The 19,601-nt window shown below is 49.1% G+C and carries 18 protein-coding genes and 1 tRNA gene; 18 read left to right on the top strand and 1 reads right to left on the bottom strand.

Annotated features, from left to right (window positions below; all coding sequences use genetic code 11):
• Nucleotide 1: 1 nt before the first annotated feature.
• Nucleotides 2-76, top strand: a tRNA-Gln gene (locus tag BMX14_RS06255).
• A gap of 35 nt (nucleotides 77-111) precedes the next feature.
• On the opposite strand, the gene ubiF is transcribed toward BMX14_RS06255, so the two are convergent.
• A complete protein-coding gene (gene ubiF, locus BMX14_RS06250; protein ID WP_092674366.1) occupies nucleotides 112-1,290 on the bottom strand; it encodes a 3-demethoxyubiquinol 3-hydroxylase in 1,179 nt (392 codons plus the stop codon).
• Nucleotides 1,291-1,463: 173 nt separating this feature from the next.
• Here ubiF and miaB point away from each other — a divergent pair, with 173 nt between their 5' ends.
• The 17 genes from miaB (at nucleotide 1,464) to dacA (ending at nucleotide 19,585) form a co-directional block, all read left to right on the top strand.
• Nucleotides 1,464-2,888, top strand: coding sequence for a tRNA (N6-isopentenyl adenosine(37)-C2)-methylthiotransferase MiaB (gene miaB / locus BMX14_RS06245; protein ID WP_092674780.1), 1,425 nt, complete (start codon nucleotides 1,464-1,466; stop codon nucleotides 2,886-2,888).
• A 156-nt stretch (nucleotides 2,889-3,044) separates the two neighbouring features.
• Nucleotides 3,045-3,233, top strand: a complete 189-nt coding sequence (locus tag BMX14_RS06240; protein WP_092674363.1) for a DUF1737 domain-containing protein — start codon at nucleotides 3,045-3,047, stop codon at nucleotides 3,231-3,233.
• Between the two features lie 261 nt (nucleotides 3,234-3,494).
• Nucleotides 3,495-3,905, top strand: a complete 411-nt coding sequence (uraH, locus tag BMX14_RS06235; protein ID WP_092674778.1) for a hydroxyisourate hydrolase — start codon at nucleotides 3,495-3,497, stop codon at nucleotides 3,903-3,905.
• Nucleotides 3,906-4,123: 218 nt separating this feature from the next.
• The gene (locus BMX14_RS06230) at nucleotides 4,124-5,173 is read left to right on the top strand and encodes a PhoH family protein (protein WP_177173098.1); all 1,050 of its coding nucleotides are present in this window, start codon (nucleotides 4,124-4,126) and stop codon (nucleotides 5,171-5,173) included.
• The gene (gene ybeY, locus BMX14_RS06225; RefSeq protein WP_092674358.1) at nucleotides 5,173-5,649 is read left to right on the top strand and encodes an rRNA maturation RNase YbeY; all 477 of its coding nucleotides are present in this window, start codon (nucleotides 5,173-5,175) and stop codon (nucleotides 5,647-5,649) included. Before BMX14_RS06230 ends, ybeY begins: the two co-directional genes overlap by 1 nt.
• 75 nt (nucleotides 5,650-5,724) lie before the next feature.
• Complete coding sequence (gene corC / locus BMX14_RS06220) at nucleotides 5,725-6,606, top strand: CNNM family magnesium/cobalt transport protein CorC (RefSeq protein ID WP_092674776.1); 882 nt, start codon at nucleotides 5,725-5,727, stop codon at nucleotides 6,604-6,606.
• 5 nt (nucleotides 6,607-6,611) lie between these two features.
• The gene (gene lnt, locus BMX14_RS06215) at nucleotides 6,612-8,144 is read left to right on the top strand and encodes an apolipoprotein N-acyltransferase (protein ID WP_092674774.1); all 1,533 of its coding nucleotides are present in this window, start codon (nucleotides 6,612-6,614) and stop codon (nucleotides 8,142-8,144) included.
• 150 nt (nucleotides 8,145-8,294) lie between these two features.
• Nucleotides 8,295-10,877: a leucine--tRNA ligase gene (gene leuS / locus BMX14_RS06210; RefSeq protein WP_092674355.1), complete on the top strand. Its 2,583-nt coding sequence runs from the start codon at nucleotides 8,295-8,297 to the stop codon at nucleotides 10,875-10,877.
• A 13-nt stretch (nucleotides 10,878-10,890) separates the two neighbouring features.
• Nucleotides 10,891-11,508: an LPS assembly lipoprotein LptE gene (gene lptE / locus BMX14_RS06205; RefSeq protein WP_092674352.1), complete on the top strand. Its 618-nt coding sequence runs from the start codon at nucleotides 10,891-10,893 to the stop codon at nucleotides 11,506-11,508.
• Nucleotides 11,508-12,536 (top strand): DNA polymerase III subunit delta, encoded by a 1,029-nt coding sequence (gene holA / locus BMX14_RS06200; RefSeq protein ID WP_092674349.1) that lies wholly within the window; start codon nucleotides 11,508-11,510, stop codon nucleotides 12,534-12,536. Before lptE ends, holA begins: the two co-directional genes overlap by 1 nt.
• The gene (gene nadD, locus BMX14_RS06195; RefSeq protein ID WP_092674346.1) at nucleotides 12,529-13,173 is read left to right on the top strand and encodes a nicotinate-nucleotide adenylyltransferase; all 645 of its coding nucleotides are present in this window, start codon (nucleotides 12,529-12,531) and stop codon (nucleotides 13,171-13,173) included. The genes holA and nadD overlap by 8 nt, the downstream gene beginning before the upstream one ends.
• 93 nt (nucleotides 13,174-13,266) lie before the next feature.
• Nucleotides 13,267-13,584, top strand: a complete 318-nt coding sequence (rsfS, locus tag BMX14_RS06190; RefSeq protein WP_092674344.1) for a ribosome silencing factor — start codon at nucleotides 13,267-13,269, stop codon at nucleotides 13,582-13,584.
• 3 nt (nucleotides 13,585-13,587) lie between these two features.
• Nucleotides 13,588-14,058, top strand: a complete 471-nt coding sequence (gene rlmH / locus BMX14_RS06185; protein ID WP_092674341.1) for a 23S rRNA (pseudouridine(1915)-N(3))-methyltransferase RlmH — start codon at nucleotides 13,588-13,590, stop codon at nucleotides 14,056-14,058.
• Nucleotides 14,059-14,092: 34 nt separating this feature from the next.
• Nucleotides 14,093-16,000, top strand: coding sequence for a peptidoglycan DD-transpeptidase MrdA (gene mrdA / locus BMX14_RS06180; RefSeq protein WP_092674338.1), 1,908 nt, complete (start codon nucleotides 14,093-14,095; stop codon nucleotides 15,998-16,000).
• 5 nt (nucleotides 16,001-16,005) lie between these two features.
• The gene (mrdB, locus tag BMX14_RS06175) at nucleotides 16,006-17,118 is read left to right on the top strand and encodes a peptidoglycan glycosyltransferase MrdB (RefSeq protein WP_092674772.1); all 1,113 of its coding nucleotides are present in this window, start codon (nucleotides 16,006-16,008) and stop codon (nucleotides 17,116-17,118) included.
• 9 nt (nucleotides 17,119-17,127) lie between these two features.
• On the top strand, nucleotides 17,128-18,303 hold the full coding sequence (gene rlpA / locus BMX14_RS06170; RefSeq protein ID WP_092674335.1) for an endolytic peptidoglycan transglycosylase RlpA: 1,176 nt from the start codon (nucleotides 17,128-17,130) through the stop codon (nucleotides 18,301-18,303).
• A 70-nt stretch (nucleotides 18,304-18,373) separates the two neighbouring features.
• Nucleotides 18,374-19,585 (top strand): D-alanyl-D-alanine carboxypeptidase DacA, encoded by a 1,212-nt coding sequence (dacA, locus tag BMX14_RS06165; protein ID WP_092674332.1) that lies wholly within the window; start codon nucleotides 18,374-18,376, stop codon nucleotides 19,583-19,585.
• Nucleotides 19,586-19,601: the final 16 nt, after the last annotated feature.

Raw genomic sequence — 19,601 nt, 5'->3', positions numbered from 1 at the left:
TTGGGATATCGCCAAGCGGTAAGGCACCGGTTTTTGATACCGGCATTCCCTGGTTCGAATCCAGGTATCCCAGCCAAAAAAACGCCAACTCTCGCTGACGTTTAGCCGTTTCTATAATCCTAATGCATAACTGAGCGCTTTTCGTTTCAACCATCCCCCTCGTTGCGCCGCCATTAATCCAATATTTCTTATGATTTCTAAGGGAGCATGCTGATTACTGAACGCGAAATAGAATACATCCATGCCGGTTTGCATCATTAAATTATCGGCATGGCGCTTGCGCTGGTAACGCTTCAATGTCTCAAGTCGCCACCAAGGCATCGTCGCCCGGCGAGCGGTGACCAGCACATCAATCAGAGCATCGACATCACGATAGCCAAGATTGACCCCCTGCCCCGCTAACGGGTTAATCGTGTGCGCCGCATCGCCCACTAACGCGATACCGGGTTTAACATAAGCTGTCGCATGCCGACGGGTTAAGGGAAAAGCGCCACTGCGTAAAGTCTTCACTTTACCCACACAGGCGGGAAAATGCTGAACGATCTCTTGGTCTAATTGTGCTGGAGTAAGTTTCTTTAATTGATTGATACGTGCCGGACTGTCATACCAGACCAAAGAGGCGTAATGGCCATAGAGTGGGAGAAAAGCTCGCGGTCCATTTGGCGTAAATTGCTGCCACGTCGTATCACCCGGCTCTTCGTCGCACTCCACCGAAATCAACATGCAAGATTGCTGGTAATCCCACCCTTGGATACCAATTCCTGCACCTTGTCTAACTTGAGAATGTGCGCCATCGGCCCCGACCAATAAGGAACAGGTTATCGCTGTACCTTGATCTAAGACCACCTGCCACTTTTCCTGTTCGGGGAGATAGGTCATGGTGTCTAGGGTAGCAGGGGCCAGCAAGGTAATATCGAGAGCTTGCATACGCTCCCATAGCACCCGCTGCAAAACTTGGTTCTCTACCATGAAGCCTAATTCTGGCAAGTTGAGGAGTGCAGCACTGAATTCCGTTTTCGCGCTTTGCCATTCCCAGGTTTCTAATTGACGGTAAGGGGCACAACGTCTAGCCAGAATCTCTGACCAAGCCCCGATTTCCTCCAGTAAGGCGACAGAGGTACGACTGATAGCAGAAATTCTCACATCCGGTTGAGAGGTAGGTGAATAGGGTTCAGGCTCGCGGCGCTCAATAACGGCCACGCGGAAATTTTGCTGGGTTAAACCGCACGCCAAGGCCGCGCCTACCATGCCTCCCCCATTAATCACCACGTCAAAATGCTCTGTCTGCATAGCCCCGCCTTCATTGCGAAACACATTCTCTGCGCTTCGTGAAATTAAAATAATCTATATAGTGTACCGTAATTTTCGTGGTAAACAGATTATCCGTTATACTGGTCACAACAGCAGCAAAGCATTACAATATGCGACTAGCCGATCCTTGCACTAAATCAATGGCCCGTTCGATGACGAAAAAATTACATATTAAGACTTGGGGCTGCCAGATGAACGAATACGATTCATCTAAAATGGCAGATCTCCTTAACAGCACCCACGGCTTTTCTTTAACCGAGAATGCCGAAGAAGCAGATGTGTTACTTCTAAACACCTGCTCTATCCGTGAAAAAGCACAAGAAAAGGTTTTCCACCAACTTGGTCGCTGGAGAGCCTTAAAAGAGCGTAATCCTGAACTGATTATCGGGGTGGGCGGCTGTGTCGCTTCCCAAGAAGGCGATCATATTCGTCAACGTGCGCACTATGTTGATATCGTTTTTGGTCCTCAAACCCTGCACCGCTTGCCCGAGATGATCAACAGTGTACGGGGAAACAAAAGCCCAGTCGTCGATATCAGCTTCCCAGAGATTGAGAAATTTGACCGCCTGCCAGAGCCTCGTGCTGAAGGTCCGACGGCCTTTGTCTCGATCATGGAAGGCTGTAATAAATATTGTACCTTCTGTGTCGTGCCTTATACCCGTGGTGAAGAGGTTAGCCGCCCTAGCGATGATATTCTATTTGAAATTGCCCAGCTGGCGGCGCAAGGCGTCCGTGAAGTCAATCTTCTCGGGCAAAACGTCAACGCCTATCGCGGTGAGCATTACGATGGCGCGATCTGTACCTTCGCCGAATTGATCCGTTTAGTGGCCGCCATCGATGGCATTGACCGGATCCGTTTTACCACCAGCCACCCGATCGAATTTACTGACGATATCATCGAGGTTTATCGTGATACGCCAGAATTAGTCAGCTTCCTACACCTTCCGGTACAAAGCGGTGCGGATCGTATTCTAATGCTGATGAAGCGCGCGCATACTGGGCTAGAGTTTAAGGCTATCATTCGCAAGCTTCGTGCTGCTCGCCCTACTATCCAGATCAGTTCTGATTTTATTATCGGTTTCCCGGGTGAAACACAAGAAGACTTCGAACAGACCATGAAGTTGATTGCCGATGTCAATTTCGACATGAGCTTCAGTTTTATCTATTCGGCTCGTCCAGGCACCCCCGCAGCAGATCTGCCAGATGATGTGAGCGATGAAGAGAAAAAACAACGTCTCTACATTCTGCAAGATCGTATCAATCAGCAAGCGCAGGCGTGGAGCCGTCGTATGTTGGGCACAGAGCAACGCGTGTTGGTGGAAGGTACGTCGCGTAAAAACGTGATGGAACTGTCAGGGCGTACCGAAAATAACCGTGTCGTAAACTTCGAAGGGACGCCAGATATGGTCGGTAAGTTCGTCGACATCGAGGTTACCGATGTGTTGCCTAACTCATTGCGCGGCAAAGTAGTGCGCACAGAAGCTGAGATGGGACTCCGTGTCGTTGAAAGCCCGGCTTCAGTTATTGCCCGTACTCGTAAAGAGAACGAGCTGGGTGTTGGGGTGTTTCAGCCTTAGTCATTCGCTAAAATACAGGTTGCGACCTAGAAAACAGAACCTTTTATTCGCTCGTCTCTATAAAGCCCTGTGTCATACAGGGCTTTTTTATGACATCGATACCTTTTCCTACAGCAATCAATCCTTCTTGGATCTAAACCCGATAAAGGATCTACGATGATTGAACAAGACACACCACTGCCACGTTATCGACTCCTCACTGGCCCTGACGATGCGAGCTTCTGTCGTAAAGTCTCTGAAATGTTAGACCGCGGTTATATCCTGTATGGCTCCCCCAGCCTCGCCTACGACTCAGCAAAGCAATGTATGATTGCTGCACAAGCGGTAATCCTCACTACCCCGTAGATCAGGACACAAGACACTGAGTTCTTATTCTGCAGTCTAAGTCACGCAGTGGCTTAGACTGCCCTTCGAGAGGCTTCGACTTACTCAAACGTCGATTAAAAGCGGATAAGTATCCCTCTTGATACATCGGCCGGGCTTCCCCTGACTTAGCGTCGAAAAGGCTTAATGATGAATGCGTCACGAAATAACAAGCAATGTCTCACATCGCAGCGTTTCGTGACTATGCTAAAAGGGAAATCCTATCTTATCTACGAGGCCCCTATGAAAGTTGTAGCATCACTCATCCCTGTACTCTGTTTAACTTGGTTACCAGCCGCTATGGCTGCCCCCGAGGGAACCTTAAGCGTGCATATTCTTAACCAGCAAACCGGTAAACCCTCAGCTGACGTTACCGTCGTTCTAGAAAAAAAGACCGACACGGGTTGGCAGAAGTTAGCGACTGGTAAAACTGACAGCAATAGCCGTGTAAAATCCCTCTACCCACAGGACTCTGCAATGGCCAAAGGGGTTTATAAGGTCACCTTCGAAACCGGGGACTACTTTACCCACCAGGGACAGGCGAGTTTCTTCCCTGAAATCCCCGTTATTTTCAGCGTCTCGCAAGAGAATGAAAAGCTTCATATTCCCCTGTTGTTAAGCCAATATGGCTACTCGACCTATCGGGGGAATTAGGGCCTCTATGCTATATCGGTAAAGTGAATGAGTGCCCTGCGTGGAACCACAGCCATTGCAGGGACCTCCAGCCGATAATGCCACCTTGTTTTTGCAGATTGTGCCCCCACATCTGGGAGATAGCTTGCATCCCATGCAACCAGCATAAATAATCTGATTCATTATGCTTCATTCCAACCGTCGGTAATCGATCGACCCAAGTGAAAAAGAGGATAAATTTGAATATTGAAACCCGTGAAATCACACTTGAACCTGCCGACAATCAGCGCTTGCTCAGCCTTTGTGGGCCTTTTGATGACAATCTTAAACAGCTAGAGCGTCGACTAGGCCTCGAAATTAATCGTCGCGATAATCACTTCAAGCTGGCGGGTCGCGCACTAGTCGTCGCGGCAGCAGAAAATATATTGAAAGATCTCTATGTCGACACCGCACCGGTTCGGGGTCAGACCCAAGATATTTTGCCTGAGAATATCCATTTAGCCATCAAAGAGAGTGGCGTACTGGAACAGACTGCTGACAGCGTCCCTAACTTTGGTAAAGCCATTAATATCCAAACGCGCCGTGGGGTGATTAAACCGCGCACGCCTAACCAAGCCCAGTACATTGCCAATATCTTTGGCCATGATATCACCTTTGGTATTGGTCCAGCGGGGACGGGCAAAACCTACTTGGCCGTCGCGGCAGCTGTCGATGCGCTAGAAAAACAAGAAATACGACGCATCCTGCTTACCCGTCCAGCGGTAGAAGCGGGCGAAAAGCTCGGATTTTTACCGGGCGATTTAAGTCAAAAGGTCGATCCTTACTTACGTCCTCTGTATGATGCACTCTTTGAAATGCTTGGCTTCGAACGGGTCGAGAAATTAATCGAACGTAATGTCATCGAAGTCGCCCCCCTCGCCTATATGCGCGGACGTACGCTGAATGATGCTTTTATTATTTTAGATGAGAGCCAAAACACCACTATCGAGCAGATGAAAATGTTCTTAACGCGGATTGGTTTTAATTCTAAAGCGGTCATTACTGGGGATATTACTCAGATTGACCTGCCTCGCAATGCTAAGTCCGGTTTAAAACATGCCATTGAAGTGCTGTCAGAGGTTAAAGAGCTTAGTTTTAACTTCTTCCACAGCGAAGATGTCGTAAGGCACCCCGTCGTTGCGCGTATTGTCACGGCCTATGAGGCATGGGAAGAAGCGGATCAGCAACGCCGAGCTGAACGCGCGGAAGAAAGAAAGCGTGAAGCACAAGCCCCTGCCCAGGAAAACTAATGGAACAAGACATTATTTTAGATTTACAAAATGTGTGCGCCTCAGCGGAAGGCTTACCCAGTGAAGCACAATTCCATCGCTGGTTGACTGCCGCGGTAAGCCCGTTTCAGCCAGTGAGCGAAGTCACTATTCGCTTAGTGGATGAGGCAGAAAGCCATGAATTGAATCATACTTGGCGAGGTAAGGATAAACCCACAAATGTGCTATCCTTTCCTTTTGAAGCCCCACCTGGCATTGAAGATTTTCCGCTATTAGGCGATTTGATCATCTGCCGCCAAGTGGTTGAGCAAGAAGCGGTAGAGCAACATAAGACGCTAGAGGCCCATTGGGCACACATGGTAATTCATGGTAGCCTGCACCTGCTGGGCTACGACCATATTGTCGATGAAGAGGCGGAAGAGATGGAAGCCTTGGAAACTGAGATAATGCTTGCGCTTGGTTATACTGACCCGTACATTTCTGAAAAAGAAGCGTAATTGCTGTAAGGGGTGGTAAGTGTTGTTGTCCTTGCCACCAAAGTTTACTTAACGAGAGATCTACATAAAACCGCCATGAGCGACGACCATTCTCAAAATAATGATACCCCTAGTAATAAAAAAGGATTTTTTTCATTACTCCTCAATCAGCTTTTTCATGGTGAACCGAAAAACCGTGATGAATTATTAGAACTGATCCGAGATTCTGAACAAAAAGATCTGATTGATGAAGATACCCGTGACATGATCGAAGGCGTGATGGACATTGCGCAACAACGGGTACGGGATATCATGATCCCTCGCTCACAAATGGTCACGCTAAAACGCGACCAAACACTTGATAGCTGCTTAAATATCATTGTTGATACCGCGCACTCTCGTTTTCCCGTCATCAGCGAAGATAAAGACCACGTTGAAGGCATCTTAATGGCCAAAGATCTGCTGCCCTTTATGCGTAGCGATGCCGAAGCCTTTAGCATCGAAAAGGTGCTACGTCCTGTGGTCGTCGTACCGGAAAGCAAACGTGTTGACCGCATGTTGAAAGAGTTCCGTTCGCAACGCTATCACATGGCTATCGTCATCGATGAATTCGGTGGGGTGGCCGGCCTGGTCACCATTGAGGATATTCTCGAGCTTATCGTCGGCGAAATCGAAGACGAATATGATGATGTCGAAGATGCCGATGTCCGTCAGCTCAACCGTCATACTTATACGGTCAGAGCCTTAATGTCCATCGACGATTTCAATCAGCAATTCGATACCAACTTCAGCGATGATGAAGTGGATACCGTCGGAGGACTTGTGATGCAAAGCTTTGGTCATCTTCCCGCTCGCGGTGAGAGTATCACGATTGACGGGTATCAATTCAAAGTCGCTGTGGCCGATCGTCGCCGTATCATCCAAGTGCATGTCCGCATTCCTGACGATGCCGCCCCTATTACTCTTAGCGACGACTAATGCTTATGGCAGTCAGTAAATTCATTGACCGACAATCGGTTCGTCTTCTCCTTGCTCTCGTCACGGGTGCCATTGGCACCCTGGCTTTTTCCCCTTTTGATCTCTGGCCTGCGGCCCTCGTTTCATTATTTGGTTTGCAATGGCTTACCACCCATCGTAGAACCGCACAAGCCGCTGCGATTGGTTATTGCTGGGGTATGGGGCTATTCGGTAGCGGGATAAACTGGGTCTACGTCAGTATTGCGACCTTCGGTGGCATGCCTGGTCCAGTCAATGTCTTTTTAGTGATACTACTGGCCGCTTGGCTATCGCTGTTCACTTTACTGTTTGCCTTAGTGTTAAACCGTTTCTGGCCAAGGGCGAGCACCACCCGCTTGTTGCTCGCTGCGCCAGCGCTATGGCAAGTTACGGAATTTTTACGCGGCTGGGTACTGACGGGTTTCCCTTGGCTACAATTTGGCTACAGTCAAATTGACGGACCGCTAAAAGGCATCGCGCCAATCGCTGGGGTTGAAACGATTAATTTCGTTCTGATGATGATTGCCGGCGCATGGGTATTAGCGCTTCAACAACGCCGCATTCGTTACCTTATTGCGGCGGTAGGCGTATTACTGCTTTGTTGGCCACTACGCTACATCCATTGGGTCCATGAACAACCCGAGCGCAAAACGACCGTGGCTTTAGTTCAAGGTGATATTGCGCAGAGTATGAAATGGGATCCTCAACAACTTTCCCGTAGCTTGCAAACTTATACTCGCCTGACCGCACCGCAAATTGGCCGTGCGAAACTGATTATTTGGCCTGAGTCGGCGATCAGCGATTTAGAAACTAATCAGCAAGCTTTTCTTCATCAACTCGATGACGAATTGCGCCAAGGTGGAAGTTTGTTGGCAACCGGGATCGTTGACTCACGCTTAATGTCCGATAACCGCTATCACGACTTTAATACGGTTATCACCTTAGGCAATCAATCGCCCTATAGTTATTATAGCCCCGACCGCTATCAGAAGAACCATCTGGTTCCTTTCGGCGAATTCGTTCCGCTGGCCTCGCTGTTACGGCCTTTGGCCCCTTTCTTCGACCTACCGATGTCAGGATTTAGTCGTGGTGCCTACTCGCAGTCACCGCTCTATCTTGGGGGTTATCAATTGACGACCGCGATCTGCTATGAAATCGTTTTGGGCCAGCAGGTGCGCGATAACCTCCGACCAGAGACTGATTTCCTGCTGACTGTCTCGAATGATGCTTGGTTCGGTCACTCCATCGGGCCTTGGCAGCACTTCCAGATGGCAAGGATGAGAGCGCTCGAGTTGGGCAAACCTCTATTACGTGATACCAATAACGGTATTACGGCAGTGATCGCTGCAGATGGCACGGTGGTTAAACAACTGCCTCAATTTCAGCCAGATGTGCTGACCGCAGAGATTACGCCTACGCGTGGTGCCACGCCCTATGCGCTAACCGGTAATATCTCGATTTGGGTAATCAGTTTGCTGAGCGGCATCGTCGCCCTTAGACGGCGTAAAACGACCCACTAATCCGAGCCTCTTCGGAGGCTCTCCCCTCGACAAATGATGACTTACAAGAATTGGCAGTTGTTGCGCGGCAGCCTTATGGGTATGCTATGCGGATCTAAGTAAAGTCATTGTATCAAGCCCCGCGCTTATTAATAAGGATCACTGGCCGCCATGCAAGAGCAATACCGCCCGGAAGAGATAGAATCACACGTTCAAGCCCATTGGGATGAAAAAGAAACCTTCAAAGTGACAGAACAAGAAGGTAAAGAAAAATATTACTGCCTATCGATGCTTCCCTATCCTTCTGGCCGACTCCACATGGGGCACGTGCGTAACTACACCATTGGTGATGTGATCGCGCGCTATCAACGTCTCCAAGGTAAAAACGTTCTTCAACCTATCGGTTGGGATGCTTTCGGCCTACCGGCTGAAGGGGCTGCGGTTAAAAACAATACAGCGCCCGCTCCTTGGACTTATGAAAATATCGATTACATGAAGAACCAGTTGAAGCTACTGGGCTTTGGTTACGATTGGAGCCGCGAGTTAGCGACCTGTCAGCCAGAGTATTACCGTTGGGAACAATGGTTCTTCACTAAGCTTTATGAAAAAGGCTTAGTTTATAAAAAAACCTCTGCGGTTAACTGGTGCCCGAATGACCAAACCGTATTAGCGAATGAACAAGTCGTTGATGGATGCTGCTGGCGCTGTGACAGTAAAGTCGAACGCAAAGAGATCCCTCAATGGTTCATCAAAATTACCGATTATGCAGAAGAACTGCTTAATGATCTGGATACGTTAGAAGGTTGGCCTGAACAGGTTAAAACCATGCAACGTAACTGGATTGGCCGTTCAGAAGGTGTTGAGATTACCTTTGCTGTCGCGGACCGCAGCGACACCTTGACCGTCTACACCACTCGCCCTGATACCTTTATGGGAGCAACCTACGTCGCTGTCGCGGCTGGGCACCCATTAGCCCAAGAAGCGGCTGCGCAAGATCCCTCTTTGGCTGCATTCATTGAAGAATGTCGTAACACTAAGGTTGCCGAAGCCGAGATGGCTACCATGGAGAAAAAAGGTCATGCGACCTGCTTCCATGTCATTCATCCGCTTACCGGTGAGAAACTGCCATTATGGGTCGCTAACTTCGTCCTAATGGAATACGGTACCGGCGCAGTGATGGCCGTCCCCGCACACGACCAACGTGACTGGGAATTCGCAAGCAAATACCAATTAACGATTAAGCCGGTGGTCTGTGACGAGGAAGGAAATGTTCCTGATGTCAGCAGCGAACCTATGACCTTTAAGGGACGCTTAGTCAACTCTGGTGAGTTTGATGGACTGGACCATACTGCAGGCTTCAAGGCGATTGCCGATGCGCTAGCCGCAAAAGGCGTTGGCGTTCGTAAAGTGAACTACCGTCTGCGTGATTGGGGCGTTTCCCGCCAACGTTACTGGGGTGCGCCTATCCCTATGGTAACGCTGGAAGATGGTACGGTCGTCCCGACACCGGAAGATCAATTACCGGTCTTACTGCCTGAAGATGTCGTGATGAACGGTATCACAAGTCCAATCAAAGCGGATCCAGAGTGGGCGAAGACCACCGTCAATGGACAACCTGCCTTACGCGAAACGGATACCTTCGATACCTTTATGGAATCTTCATGGTATTACGCGCGTTACACTTGTACCCACTACGATCAAGGTATGCTTGACCCCGCGGCGGCGAACTACTGGTTACCGGTTGACCAATATATCGGTGGCATTGAACATGCCATCATGCACTTGATGTATTTCCGCTTCTTCCACAAGTTATTACGTGATGCAGGGCTAGTAAACTCGAATGAGCCGGCAAAACGTCTACTCTGCCAGGGCATGGTATTGGCAGATGCCTATTATTATGTCGGCGCGAATGGTGAGCGTAACTGGGTTTCTCCTGTCGACGTAACCGTGGAGCGCGATGATAAAGGCCGTGTGACGAAAGCGACCGATAATACTGGCCGCGAAGTGGTGTATGCGGGCATGAGTAAAATGTCCAAGTCCAAAAATAACGGCATCGATCCGCAATTAATGGTTGAACGCTATGGCGCGGATACCGTTCGTCTATTCATGATGTTTGCCTCGCCTGCTGAGATGACGTTGGAATGGCAGGAGTCTGGTGTTGAAGGCGCTAACCGCTTCCTTAAGCGTGTGTGGCGTTTAGTGCACGAGCATACCAGCAAAGGTACTGCAGCATCGTTAGACGTTGATGCGCTAAATGATGCGCAAAAGTCACTGCGTCGTGAAGTGCACAAAACCATCGCGAAGGTATCTGATGATGTGGGCCGTCGCCAAACCTTTAACACAGCCATTGCTGCAGTGATGGAGTTAATGAATAAGCTGACTCGTGCCCCGCAAGAGAGTGAGCAAGACCGAGCGCTAATGGACGAAGCCTTAAATGCTGTCGTGCGCCTACTCTATCCATTTACTCCACATGCCTGCTTTGTACTCTGGGAAGCCTTAGGCCAGACTACATCGATTGATGAAGCTCAATGGCCCGTCGCGGATCAGCAAGCCATGGTCGAAGAGAGTGTGGTTATAGTGATTCAGATTAATGGTAAACTACGTGCCAAAATTAATGTTGCCGCCGATGCCACGCAAGAGCAAGTTCAAGCCCTTGCTGCAGAAGACCATTTAGTGGCGAAATATTTAGAGGGTGCGACCCTTCGTAAAGCCATTTTCGTCCCAGGCAAGCTATTAAACCTAGTGATTGGGTAACTCCGGAGGTAATGTGCGACATTTTCTACTCTGCTTAATGATGGCGACCGCGGTGCTCAGCACCGCAGGGTGTGGTTTTCATACTCGTGGAAATACTAAAATTCCTAAAGAAATGAAAACTATGATTCTAACGAGTGACGATCCTTATGGCCCACTCGCGCGTGCAGTACGCCAACAATTACGGTTAAGCGGTATAAAATTGGTTGAAGACTCTGCCACTCAGCGCGTAAACGTTCCTACTTTACGCCTGGCGGGTGAGAATAATCACCGTGACACTGCCTCTGTTTTCTTAGATGGTAGCCGAGCGGAGTACCAATTGGTGATGACCATAACGGGCCAAATTCTGATTCCCGGTAAAGGTATTTTCCCACTGCACACAACGGTTTATCGTTCTTACTTTGATAACTCTGGCAACCCGCTTGCCGCAGATTCAGAGCAAGATATGATTAGCCAAGAAATGCGTGTCAGGGCGTCTGAACAACTCGTACGTCAGTTACTTGCTGTCCATGCCGCTGAGCAACAAATTAATGGTACTGCGCCTGTCGCCCAACCTGCAGCATTAGGGCAACCTGAGGTGATTACCAGTACTTCAGAACAAAGCAGTAACGCTGGTGTAGCGCTCGGTAACTAATGACCAGAGTGTTCCCCGAGCAACTTTCGACGCAACTCAACCATGGGTTGCGTCGTTACTATTTATTAGTCGGTAGCGACCCCCTTCTGCACCACGAGAGTCAGCAATCCATTTTGGTTGCCGCTCGGTCGCACGCCTTCGCTGAGCATCATTCATTTTCGATCGACCAACACACCGATTGGGATTCGCTATTCAGTGAGTGCCAAGCCATGAGCCTGTTCAGTCAGCGACAAGTGTTCATTTTGCAGCTGGCGGAAAACGGCCCGAATGCCGCTCAGGCTAGCCAGTTGGCCCAGCTTATTTCGTTGGTGCATGAAGATTTACTACTGATCATCCATGCGCCAAAAATAACCAAAGCCCAAGAGAACAGCGCTTGGTACAAAGGGTTAGTTGACGGGGGGTTACTGGTTACCTGCCACACCCCTGACCACCAACAACTGCCGCGTTGGGTGCAACAGCGCTGTCGCGCCATGTCATTATCGATCGACGAGCCTGCGCTACGCCTGCTTTGTTATTACTATGAAGGCAACTTATTAGCCTTATCGCAAGCCTTAGAACGGCTGTCGCTATTATGGCCCGATGGGGTGCTGACCTTACCGCGAGTAGAAGAAGCTGTGTATGATGCGGCCGTCTTTACCCCCTACCACTGGATCGATGCCTTACTGGCAGGAAAAAGCAAACGTGCCTTGCATGTGTTACAGCAACTGCAGTCGGAAGATCAGGAACCGATCATTCTGCTCAGAACGCTGCAACGAGAAATTATGATCCTGCTTGAAGTTTCCTCTGCACCGATGGATGGCCGTCGCGCAGCAATGGACAAACTCCGCGTGTGGCAAAATAAACGTCAACTTTATACTAGCGCTTTACAGCGACTTGACCGGGTCCGTTTACGTCATATCATCCATCATTTAGCCTCACTTGAAATCGCGGTAAAAAAAGATTTCTCTGCCGAGTGTTGGCCAGCCTTAAACGCGCTGAGCGTGCTGATTTGTCAGCCTCAGTTTCCTACAGGACTTTATCATGTCTAAGCTGTCTGCATGGTTTGGGGGGACCTTTGATCCCATCCATAACGGTCATTTACATTGCGCGCGTGAAATTGCCTCGCTGCTCGATCTCCAAAACGTCACATTGCTTCCCAACAATGTGCCGCCACATCGCCCTCAACCCGAAGCCAGCGCAACACAACGCGTGGAGTTGCTTAAACGGGCGATTCAAGATGCCCCCCTCTTTTCGATTGATTGTCGAGAGCTTGAACGAGATATCCCCTCTTGGACCATTGATACCCTAACGCTGCTGCGTGAAGAGGTCGGAGAAAAAGCGCCGTTAGCCTTTATTATTGGTCAAGACTCCCTACTCAGCATCAACAAATGGGATAGATGGCAAGAGATACTGGAATATTGCCATCTGATAGTGGCGCAGCGTCCAGGTTACTCCAGCCAGCATGCTGATAACAAAGTCCAATTATGGATCACGCGGCATCTCACCGATGCGGCCAGCCTACACCGTAACCCCTGCGGGGGGATATTTCTTGCCGACACCTCGCTGTACACGATCTCTGCAACCGATATTCGTCGACGTTTACACCACAGCCTCTCTTGTCACGGTTTACTCCCCGATGCCGTCATCGAGTATATCGCTGAAACAGGCTTATATCGCCCCCGTTGACAGCGTGTTACAATGAACCTCAACCCCTAGTTAACCCGGTTTTCGGCGGCTAGGGATTTTACTTTTTAACCATCATTACCGAAGGTGAAGCTTTTGCAAGGCCAAGCACTCCAAGATTTTGTTGTCGACAAAGTTGACGATCTTAAAGCACAAAACATAATTTCCATTGATGTTCACGGTAAATCCAGTATCACTGATTGTATGGTGATCTGTACCGGGACTTCATCGCGTCATGTCATGTCTATCGCAGACCATCTGAAACAGGAAGCCAAACTCGTGGGCTTACAGCCAATGGGTACAGAAGGTAAAGTTTCTGGTGATTGGGTGGTGGTCGATTTGGGTGAAGTCATCGTCCATATCATGGAAGAAGAAGCTCGTCAGCTTTATGAGCTTGAGAAACTCTGGAGTTAATGAGTGAAATTACAGCTCATCGCCGTAGGCACTAAAATGCCCGATTGGGTGCAAACCGGCTTTATGGATTATTTACGTCGTTTTCCGCGCGATATGCCCTTCGAGCTTATCGAAATTCCCGCGGGTAAGCGAGGTAAGAACGCCGATATAAAGCGGATCCTTGAAAAAGAAGGTGAGGCGATGTTAGCTGTAGTGGGAAAAGGCAACCGAATTGTCACCTTAGATATTCCCGGTACCCCATGGGAAACGCCAGTGCTGGCTCAACAACTTGATCGTTGGAAGCAGGACGGCCGGGATGTCAGCTTACTGATTGGTGGGCCTGAAGGTCTTGCCCCAGCGTGTAAAGCTGCGGCAGATCAAAGTTGGTCACTCTCACCATTGACCTTACCCCATCCATTAGTCAGAGTGTTAGTTGCTGAAAGCCTCTATCGTGCATGGAGTCTTACGACTAACCATCCTTACCATCGCGAATAAACTCTCGACCTTTGAATAAGTAGAAAACACTTGCATGAAATTGACCGCCTACGCTTTTCGTGATTACAGCGCTGAACAAAAATTGTTTGTGAAACGGGCGGCCATCGCACTTGTGGGTGTTTTTCTCTTACTCTCGATTCTTATCATCAATATGTGTCATCTCCAGATCGTGCACTATGATGACTACCGCACTCGTTCTAACCAGAATCGTATTAAATTGGTGCCCATCGCGCCCAGTCGCGGCATTATCTATGATCGTACTGGGACCGCGCTTGCCCTGAATCGAACCATCTATCAAGCAGAGATCCTGCCTGCGAAAGTTGGCAATCTAAACGAAACGCTAAAAGCGTTACAACCCGTCTTATCTCTGACCGACGAAGAGCTTCAAGCCTTCGAGAAAGAGCGTAAACAAGCTCGACGCTTCACTTCTGTTGTCGTAAAAAGTGAATTGAACGACGAACAAATTGCCCGGTTTGCCGTCAATCAGTACCGCTTTCCCGGGGTAGAAATCAAGGGCTACCAACGCCGATATTACCCCTATGGCGCAAGCCTCACCCATATTGTCGGCTATGTGTCGAAGATTAATGACCGAGATATGGCTCGCTTAACCCGTGAGCAAAAAGCGGGAAATTACAGCGCAAGTCATGATATCGGAAAACTTGGCGTGGAAGCCTATTATGAAGATATCTTGCACGGTAATACCGGTTATGAAGAAGTGGAGGTTAATAACCGTGGTCGGGTTGTTAGGCAACTGAGTGAAGTCACTCCACAAGCCGGTGAAGATATTACATTGACCCTAGACTTAGGGTTACAGCAATATATCGAGACATTGTTAGCAGGCAGTCGTGCAGCGGTTGTCGTCAGCGATCCTCGTAATGGCGAAATTTTAGCGATGGTCTCTACGCCTAGCTACGACCCCAACTTATTCGTCGAAGGCATCTCAAGTAAAGATTATAAAGAATTATTGACCAATCCTGACCGTCCATTGTACAACCGAGCCATTCAAGCAGCCTATCCGCCGGCCTCGACCGTAAAACCTTTCGTTGCGGTTTCGGCGTTAAGTGCTGGCGTCATAACGAAGAACACCAGTTTATTTGATCCCGGTTGGTGGCAATTACCCGGCAGTGAGAAACGCTTTCGTGATTGGAAAAAATGGGGACATGGCCGTCTTAATGTGACTAAGTCTCTTGAAGAGTCTGCAGACACGTTTTTCTACCAAGTCGCGTATGATTTAGGGATTGATCGCCTATCTGAATGGATGACGAAATTTGGTTATGGCCAACGAACGGGTATAGACCTCCCTCAAGAAAGCGCAGGCAATATGCCGACGCGTGAGTGGAAGTTAAATCGTTATAAAAAACCTTGGTATCAAGGCGACACTATTCCTGTGGGGATCGGCCAAGGGTATTGGACAGCCACGCCGTTACAAATGAATAAAGCATTAATGGCGTTAATCAATGATGGTGTGCTTAAAGTGCCTCATTTATTATTATCAGCTAATCGGGCAGGCACTAGTCACCCTTATCAGCCCCCCGTCTCAGAGGTTATTGGGGATGTACACTCTGGTTACTGGGAGATTGCTAAGGATGGGATGTATGGCGTTGCTAACCGTCCTAACGGTACGGCGCATAAGAGTTTTATCAGTGCTCCTTATAAAATTGCCGCAAAATCCGGTACTGCACAGGTATTTGGGCTGAAAGCGAACGAGACCTATAATGCGAACAAAATTTCTGAGCGTTTGCGTGATCACAAATTGATGACTGCCTTCGCCCCCTATGATAACCCACGCGTTGCCATCACGATGATTTTAGAGAATGGTGGTTCTGGCGCAGCAGTCGGCACCATCATGCGCCAAATTTTGGACCATATTATGTTAGGTGACAACAATACCCAATTATCGCCAGAGGCCCCAAAACCTGCTGGCTATGAAGGTGACGAGTAATGCCCATGAGCGACCACCCACAGAAACAATCAATCTGGACCCGTATCCACGTTGACCCCCTGTTTATGATCATCATTTTAACGCTGCTAACCTATAGTGGGTTTATTATCTGGAGCGCCAGTGGCCAAGATCCAGGAATGATGGAGCGTAAAATTGGGCAAATTGGTATGGGCCTAGCCTTAATGTTGACGCTAGCACAGATCCCGCCACGGGTTTATGAAAGCTGGGCGCCCTATCTGTATATTCTAAGCGTTGTATTGCTGATTGCCGTCGATGCCTTTGGCCATATTAGTAAAGGGGCACAGCGCTGGCTAGATCTTGGCATTATTCGCTTTCAACCGTCAGAGATCGCGAAGATTGCCGTGCCGCTGATGGTCGCTCGCTTTATCAATCGCGATGTTTGCCCGCCTTCACTCAAAAATACCGGGATTGCGTTGGTCTTAATTGCCGTACCAACATTATTAGTCGCTGCTCAGCCAGATTTAGGTACCGCTATCTTAATCGCCGCCTCAGGTATTTTTGTTCTATTCCTTTCTGGAATGAGCTGGCGATTAATTGGTATTGCCGTGCTCCTGCTCGCTGCATTTATTCCTATTTTATGGTTCTTCTTGATGCATGATTACCAGCGCGATCGGGTAATGATGCTGTTAAATCCAGAGAGTGATCCACTGGGTGCTGGCTACCATATTATTCAATCGAAGATTGCAATCGGCTCGGGCGGATTACGGGGTAAAGGCTGGTTACACGGTACTCAATCTCAGCTTGAGTTTCTGCCTGAACGCCACACTGACTTTATCTTTGCGGTGCTCGCAGAAGAGCTGGGGCTTATCGGCGTTCTCGGTCTACTCGCTCTTTATCTGCTGTTAATTATTCGTGGCTTAATCATCGCGGCCCGTGCGCAAACCACCTTTGGCCGTGTGATGGCCGGGGGATTAATGCTAATTTTATTTGTCTATGTGTTCGTCAATATTGGTATGGTGAGTGGTATTCTGCCGGTTGTGGGAGTTCCCTTACCTTTAGTGAGTTATGGTGGCTCAGCACTGGTGGTCCTCATGGCAGGTTTTGGCATTGTTATGTCAATCCATACTCATCGAAAAATGTTATCTAAAAGCGTATAAGAGGCAGACATGCGAAAGGAATGGCTTGGAATTAGTTTGGCATCATTAATCTTAGCGGCCTGTTCGTCAGAACAGTCACAGCAAAATTATACCGCTCCCCCACTGCCTGCCTATAATGGACCGGTAGTCGAGATACCCGGTATTGAACCGAAATACGAGCCTCGCTACACGACTGCTAATAACGATTACAGCGTTAATGGTATTCGGTATAAAATCGCTACGGATACGCAAAATTTTAGTCAAATCGGGTTAGCCTCAACCTATGGTGCCGATGCACAAGGTAACCGTACTGCCTCAGGCGAAGCGTTTGATTCGGATGCTTTCACGGCTGCACATCCCACCTTACCGATCCCGTCCTACGTGCGCGTCACAAACCTGGCGAATAATCGTCAAATCGTGGTCCGTATCAATGACCGAGGTCCATTCATTCCCGGGCGGATCATTGATCTCTCTCCTGCTGCAGCGACCCGCTTAAACACCTCGAATAACAGTCGGGTACGTATTGATGTCATCAATGTCGCTGCGGACGGTACGCTGTCAGGCCCAGGCACTATTGGTACTCGTGTTGCAAAACAGAGCTATGATCTTCCCGCACGTCCCAATCTCGATGGTGGGATGAGCGCCGGAGATCCCACTGCATCAGGCAGCACTGCGCTACCGCCAGTCACCACCTCCACCACTGCGGCACAGAGTGATGTTCGTGCCGTGGACAATAGTGAGTTGCAGAGTAATGGCGACAGTGGTGCGCCGGTGCATAGCAACGGTCTACAAGGGGCACCGCAACCTTTACGCAGTGGTGTACTAGAGTCTGACGAAGCAGAACAAACACCGGTGACTACCCAAACGTCTCCTGCGCCAGCGACCAAAGCGACAGCGGTTGTAGCAGCATCTCCTCATGCCACGCCCGCGGTTAATCCTCCTGTGACGAAACCCACCGCATCCAGCCACGGTAATGGTAAAGGATTCGTTGTGCAGGTTGCCGCCGTTAACAGCGCTGAGCGTGCAAATGAGCTGCAGAAGAAGTTAGCCCAACATTATAATGTTGCAGGACACGTTGAAGCGGTGAATGGCAATGTTTATCGCGTTCAACTCGGCGGATACGGCAGCCGCAGCGAGGCAACTGCGCTACAACAACGTCTCGCCCAAGATAATGTGAATTCTTTTATCACTTCAAATAATAATTAAGACGCACAAGGTTCCCCGTTAAACAGCGTTTAACGGGGAGTTTGTACTGCCTCTGAATGAGAACGTTACAATGAAGAAGACTCTCGCTCCAAAAATGTTAAAGCGTCTCACCTTACTCCCCCTGGTGGCAGTGCTAGTAAGCCCCTCTGCAATGGCGGACGATAATATCGTCCAAACCATGATCCCGGGTGTGCCTAATATTGATGCCGAAGCGTATATCGTCATGGATTATAACTCGGGTAAAGTGCTCGCCGAGAAGAATGCTGATGCGCGTCGTGATCCCGCAAGTTTAACCAAAATGATGACCAGTTATGTGATTGGTCAGGCCGTCAAAGCCGGCAAGATCCACCAAGATGACATGGTCACGGTTGGACAAGATGCTTGGGCCACCGGAAACCCGGTATTTAAAGGGTCATCGTTAATGTTCCTGAAACCGGGTGACCGCGTACCGGTCTCTCAACTGACTCGGGGCATTGTTCTCCAATCAGGTAATGATGCTTGTGTGGCCATGGCTGATTATGTTGCCGGTAGCCAAGAGACCTTTGTCGGGCTGATGAACAATTATGTCAAGTCACTGGGGTTAAAAAACACCCACTTCCAAACGGTTCACGGATTGGATGCAGACGGGCAATATAGCTCAGCACGCGATATGGCATTAATTGGCCAAGCGTTGATTAGAGATGTTCCGGACGAGTACGCGATTTATCACGAAAAAGAATTTACCTTCAATAATATCCGCCAGCTAAACCGTAATGGATTACTGTGGGATACCAGCATGAACGTCGACGGTATAAAAACCGGGCATACTGATTCGGCAGGATTTAACTTGGTCGCGTCAGCAACCGAAGGTCAAATGCGTCTAATTTCTGCGGTCATGGGTGGCCACACCTATAAAGGCCGTGAAACTGAGAGTAAGAAGTTGCTAACGTGGGGCTTCCGCTTCTTCGAAACCATCTCTCCAATCAAAGCAGGTAAAGACTTTGCGTCCGAACCCGTGTGGTTTGGTGATACGGATAAAGTCGAGCTTGGTGTGAATAAAGATGTTTACATCACGGTGCCGCGCGGCCGTATGAAAGATCTTAAAGCCAGCTATGTCCTCGATTCGGGCGAACTTCAGGCGCCGCTCCAAAAAAATCAGGTTGTCGGAACCATCAATTTCCAGCTGGATGGGAAAATTATTGATAAGCGTCCGTTAATGGTGCTTAACGCCGTACCTGAGGGCGGTTTCTTCAGTAAAATCGTCGATCATATCAAGCTCATGTTCCATCATTGGTTTGGCTAGAGTGCTTGATTTTCTG

The sequence above is a fragment of the Rosenbergiella nectarea genome (assembly GCF_900111105.1).
Classification (GTDB): domain Bacteria; phylum Pseudomonadota; class Gammaproteobacteria; order Enterobacterales; family Enterobacteriaceae; genus Rosenbergiella; species Rosenbergiella nectarea.
Note: the sequence above shows the minus strand (reverse complement) of the source record. Positions and strands in the feature narration are given on the sequence as shown.

Coding starts and splice junctions, on each gene's coding strand:
- ubiF (WP_092674366.1), bottom strand. CDS start 1,290: ATGCAGACAGAGCATTTTGACGTGGTGATTAATGGGGGAGGCATGGTA.
- miaB (WP_092674780.1), top strand. CDS start 1,464: ATGACGAAAAAATTACATATTAAGACTTGGGGCTGCCAGATGAACGAA.
- BMX14_RS06240 (WP_092674363.1), top strand. CDS start 3,045: ATGATTGAACAAGACACACCACTGCCACGTTATCGACTCCTCACTGGC.
- uraH (WP_092674778.1), top strand. CDS start 3,495: ATGAAAGTTGTAGCATCACTCATCCCTGTACTCTGTTTAACTTGGTTA.
- ybeY (WP_092674358.1), top strand. CDS start 5,173: ATGGAACAAGACATTATTTTAGATTTACAAAATGTGTGCGCCTCAGCG.
- corC (WP_092674776.1), top strand. CDS start 5,725: ATGAGCGACGACCATTCTCAAAATAATGATACCCCTAGTAATAAAAAA.
- lnt (WP_092674774.1), top strand. CDS start 6,612: ATGGCAGTCAGTAAATTCATTGACCGACAATCGGTTCGTCTTCTCCTT.
- leuS (WP_092674355.1), top strand. CDS start 8,295: ATGCAAGAGCAATACCGCCCGGAAGAGATAGAATCACACGTTCAAGCC.
- holA (WP_092674349.1), top strand. CDS start 11,508: ATGACCAGAGTGTTCCCCGAGCAACTTTCGACGCAACTCAACCATGGG.
- nadD (WP_092674346.1), top strand. CDS start 12,529: ATGTCTAAGCTGTCTGCATGGTTTGGGGGGACCTTTGATCCCATCCAT.
- mrdA (WP_092674338.1), top strand. CDS start 14,093: ATGAAATTGACCGCCTACGCTTTTCGTGATTACAGCGCTGAACAAAAA.
- mrdB (WP_092674772.1), top strand. CDS start 16,006: ATGAGCGACCACCCACAGAAACAATCAATCTGGACCCGTATCCACGTT.
- rlpA (WP_092674335.1), top strand. CDS start 17,128: ATGCGAAAGGAATGGCTTGGAATTAGTTTGGCATCATTAATCTTAGCG.
- dacA (WP_092674332.1), top strand. CDS start 18,374: ATGAAGAAGACTCTCGCTCCAAAAATGTTAAAGCGTCTCACCTTACTC.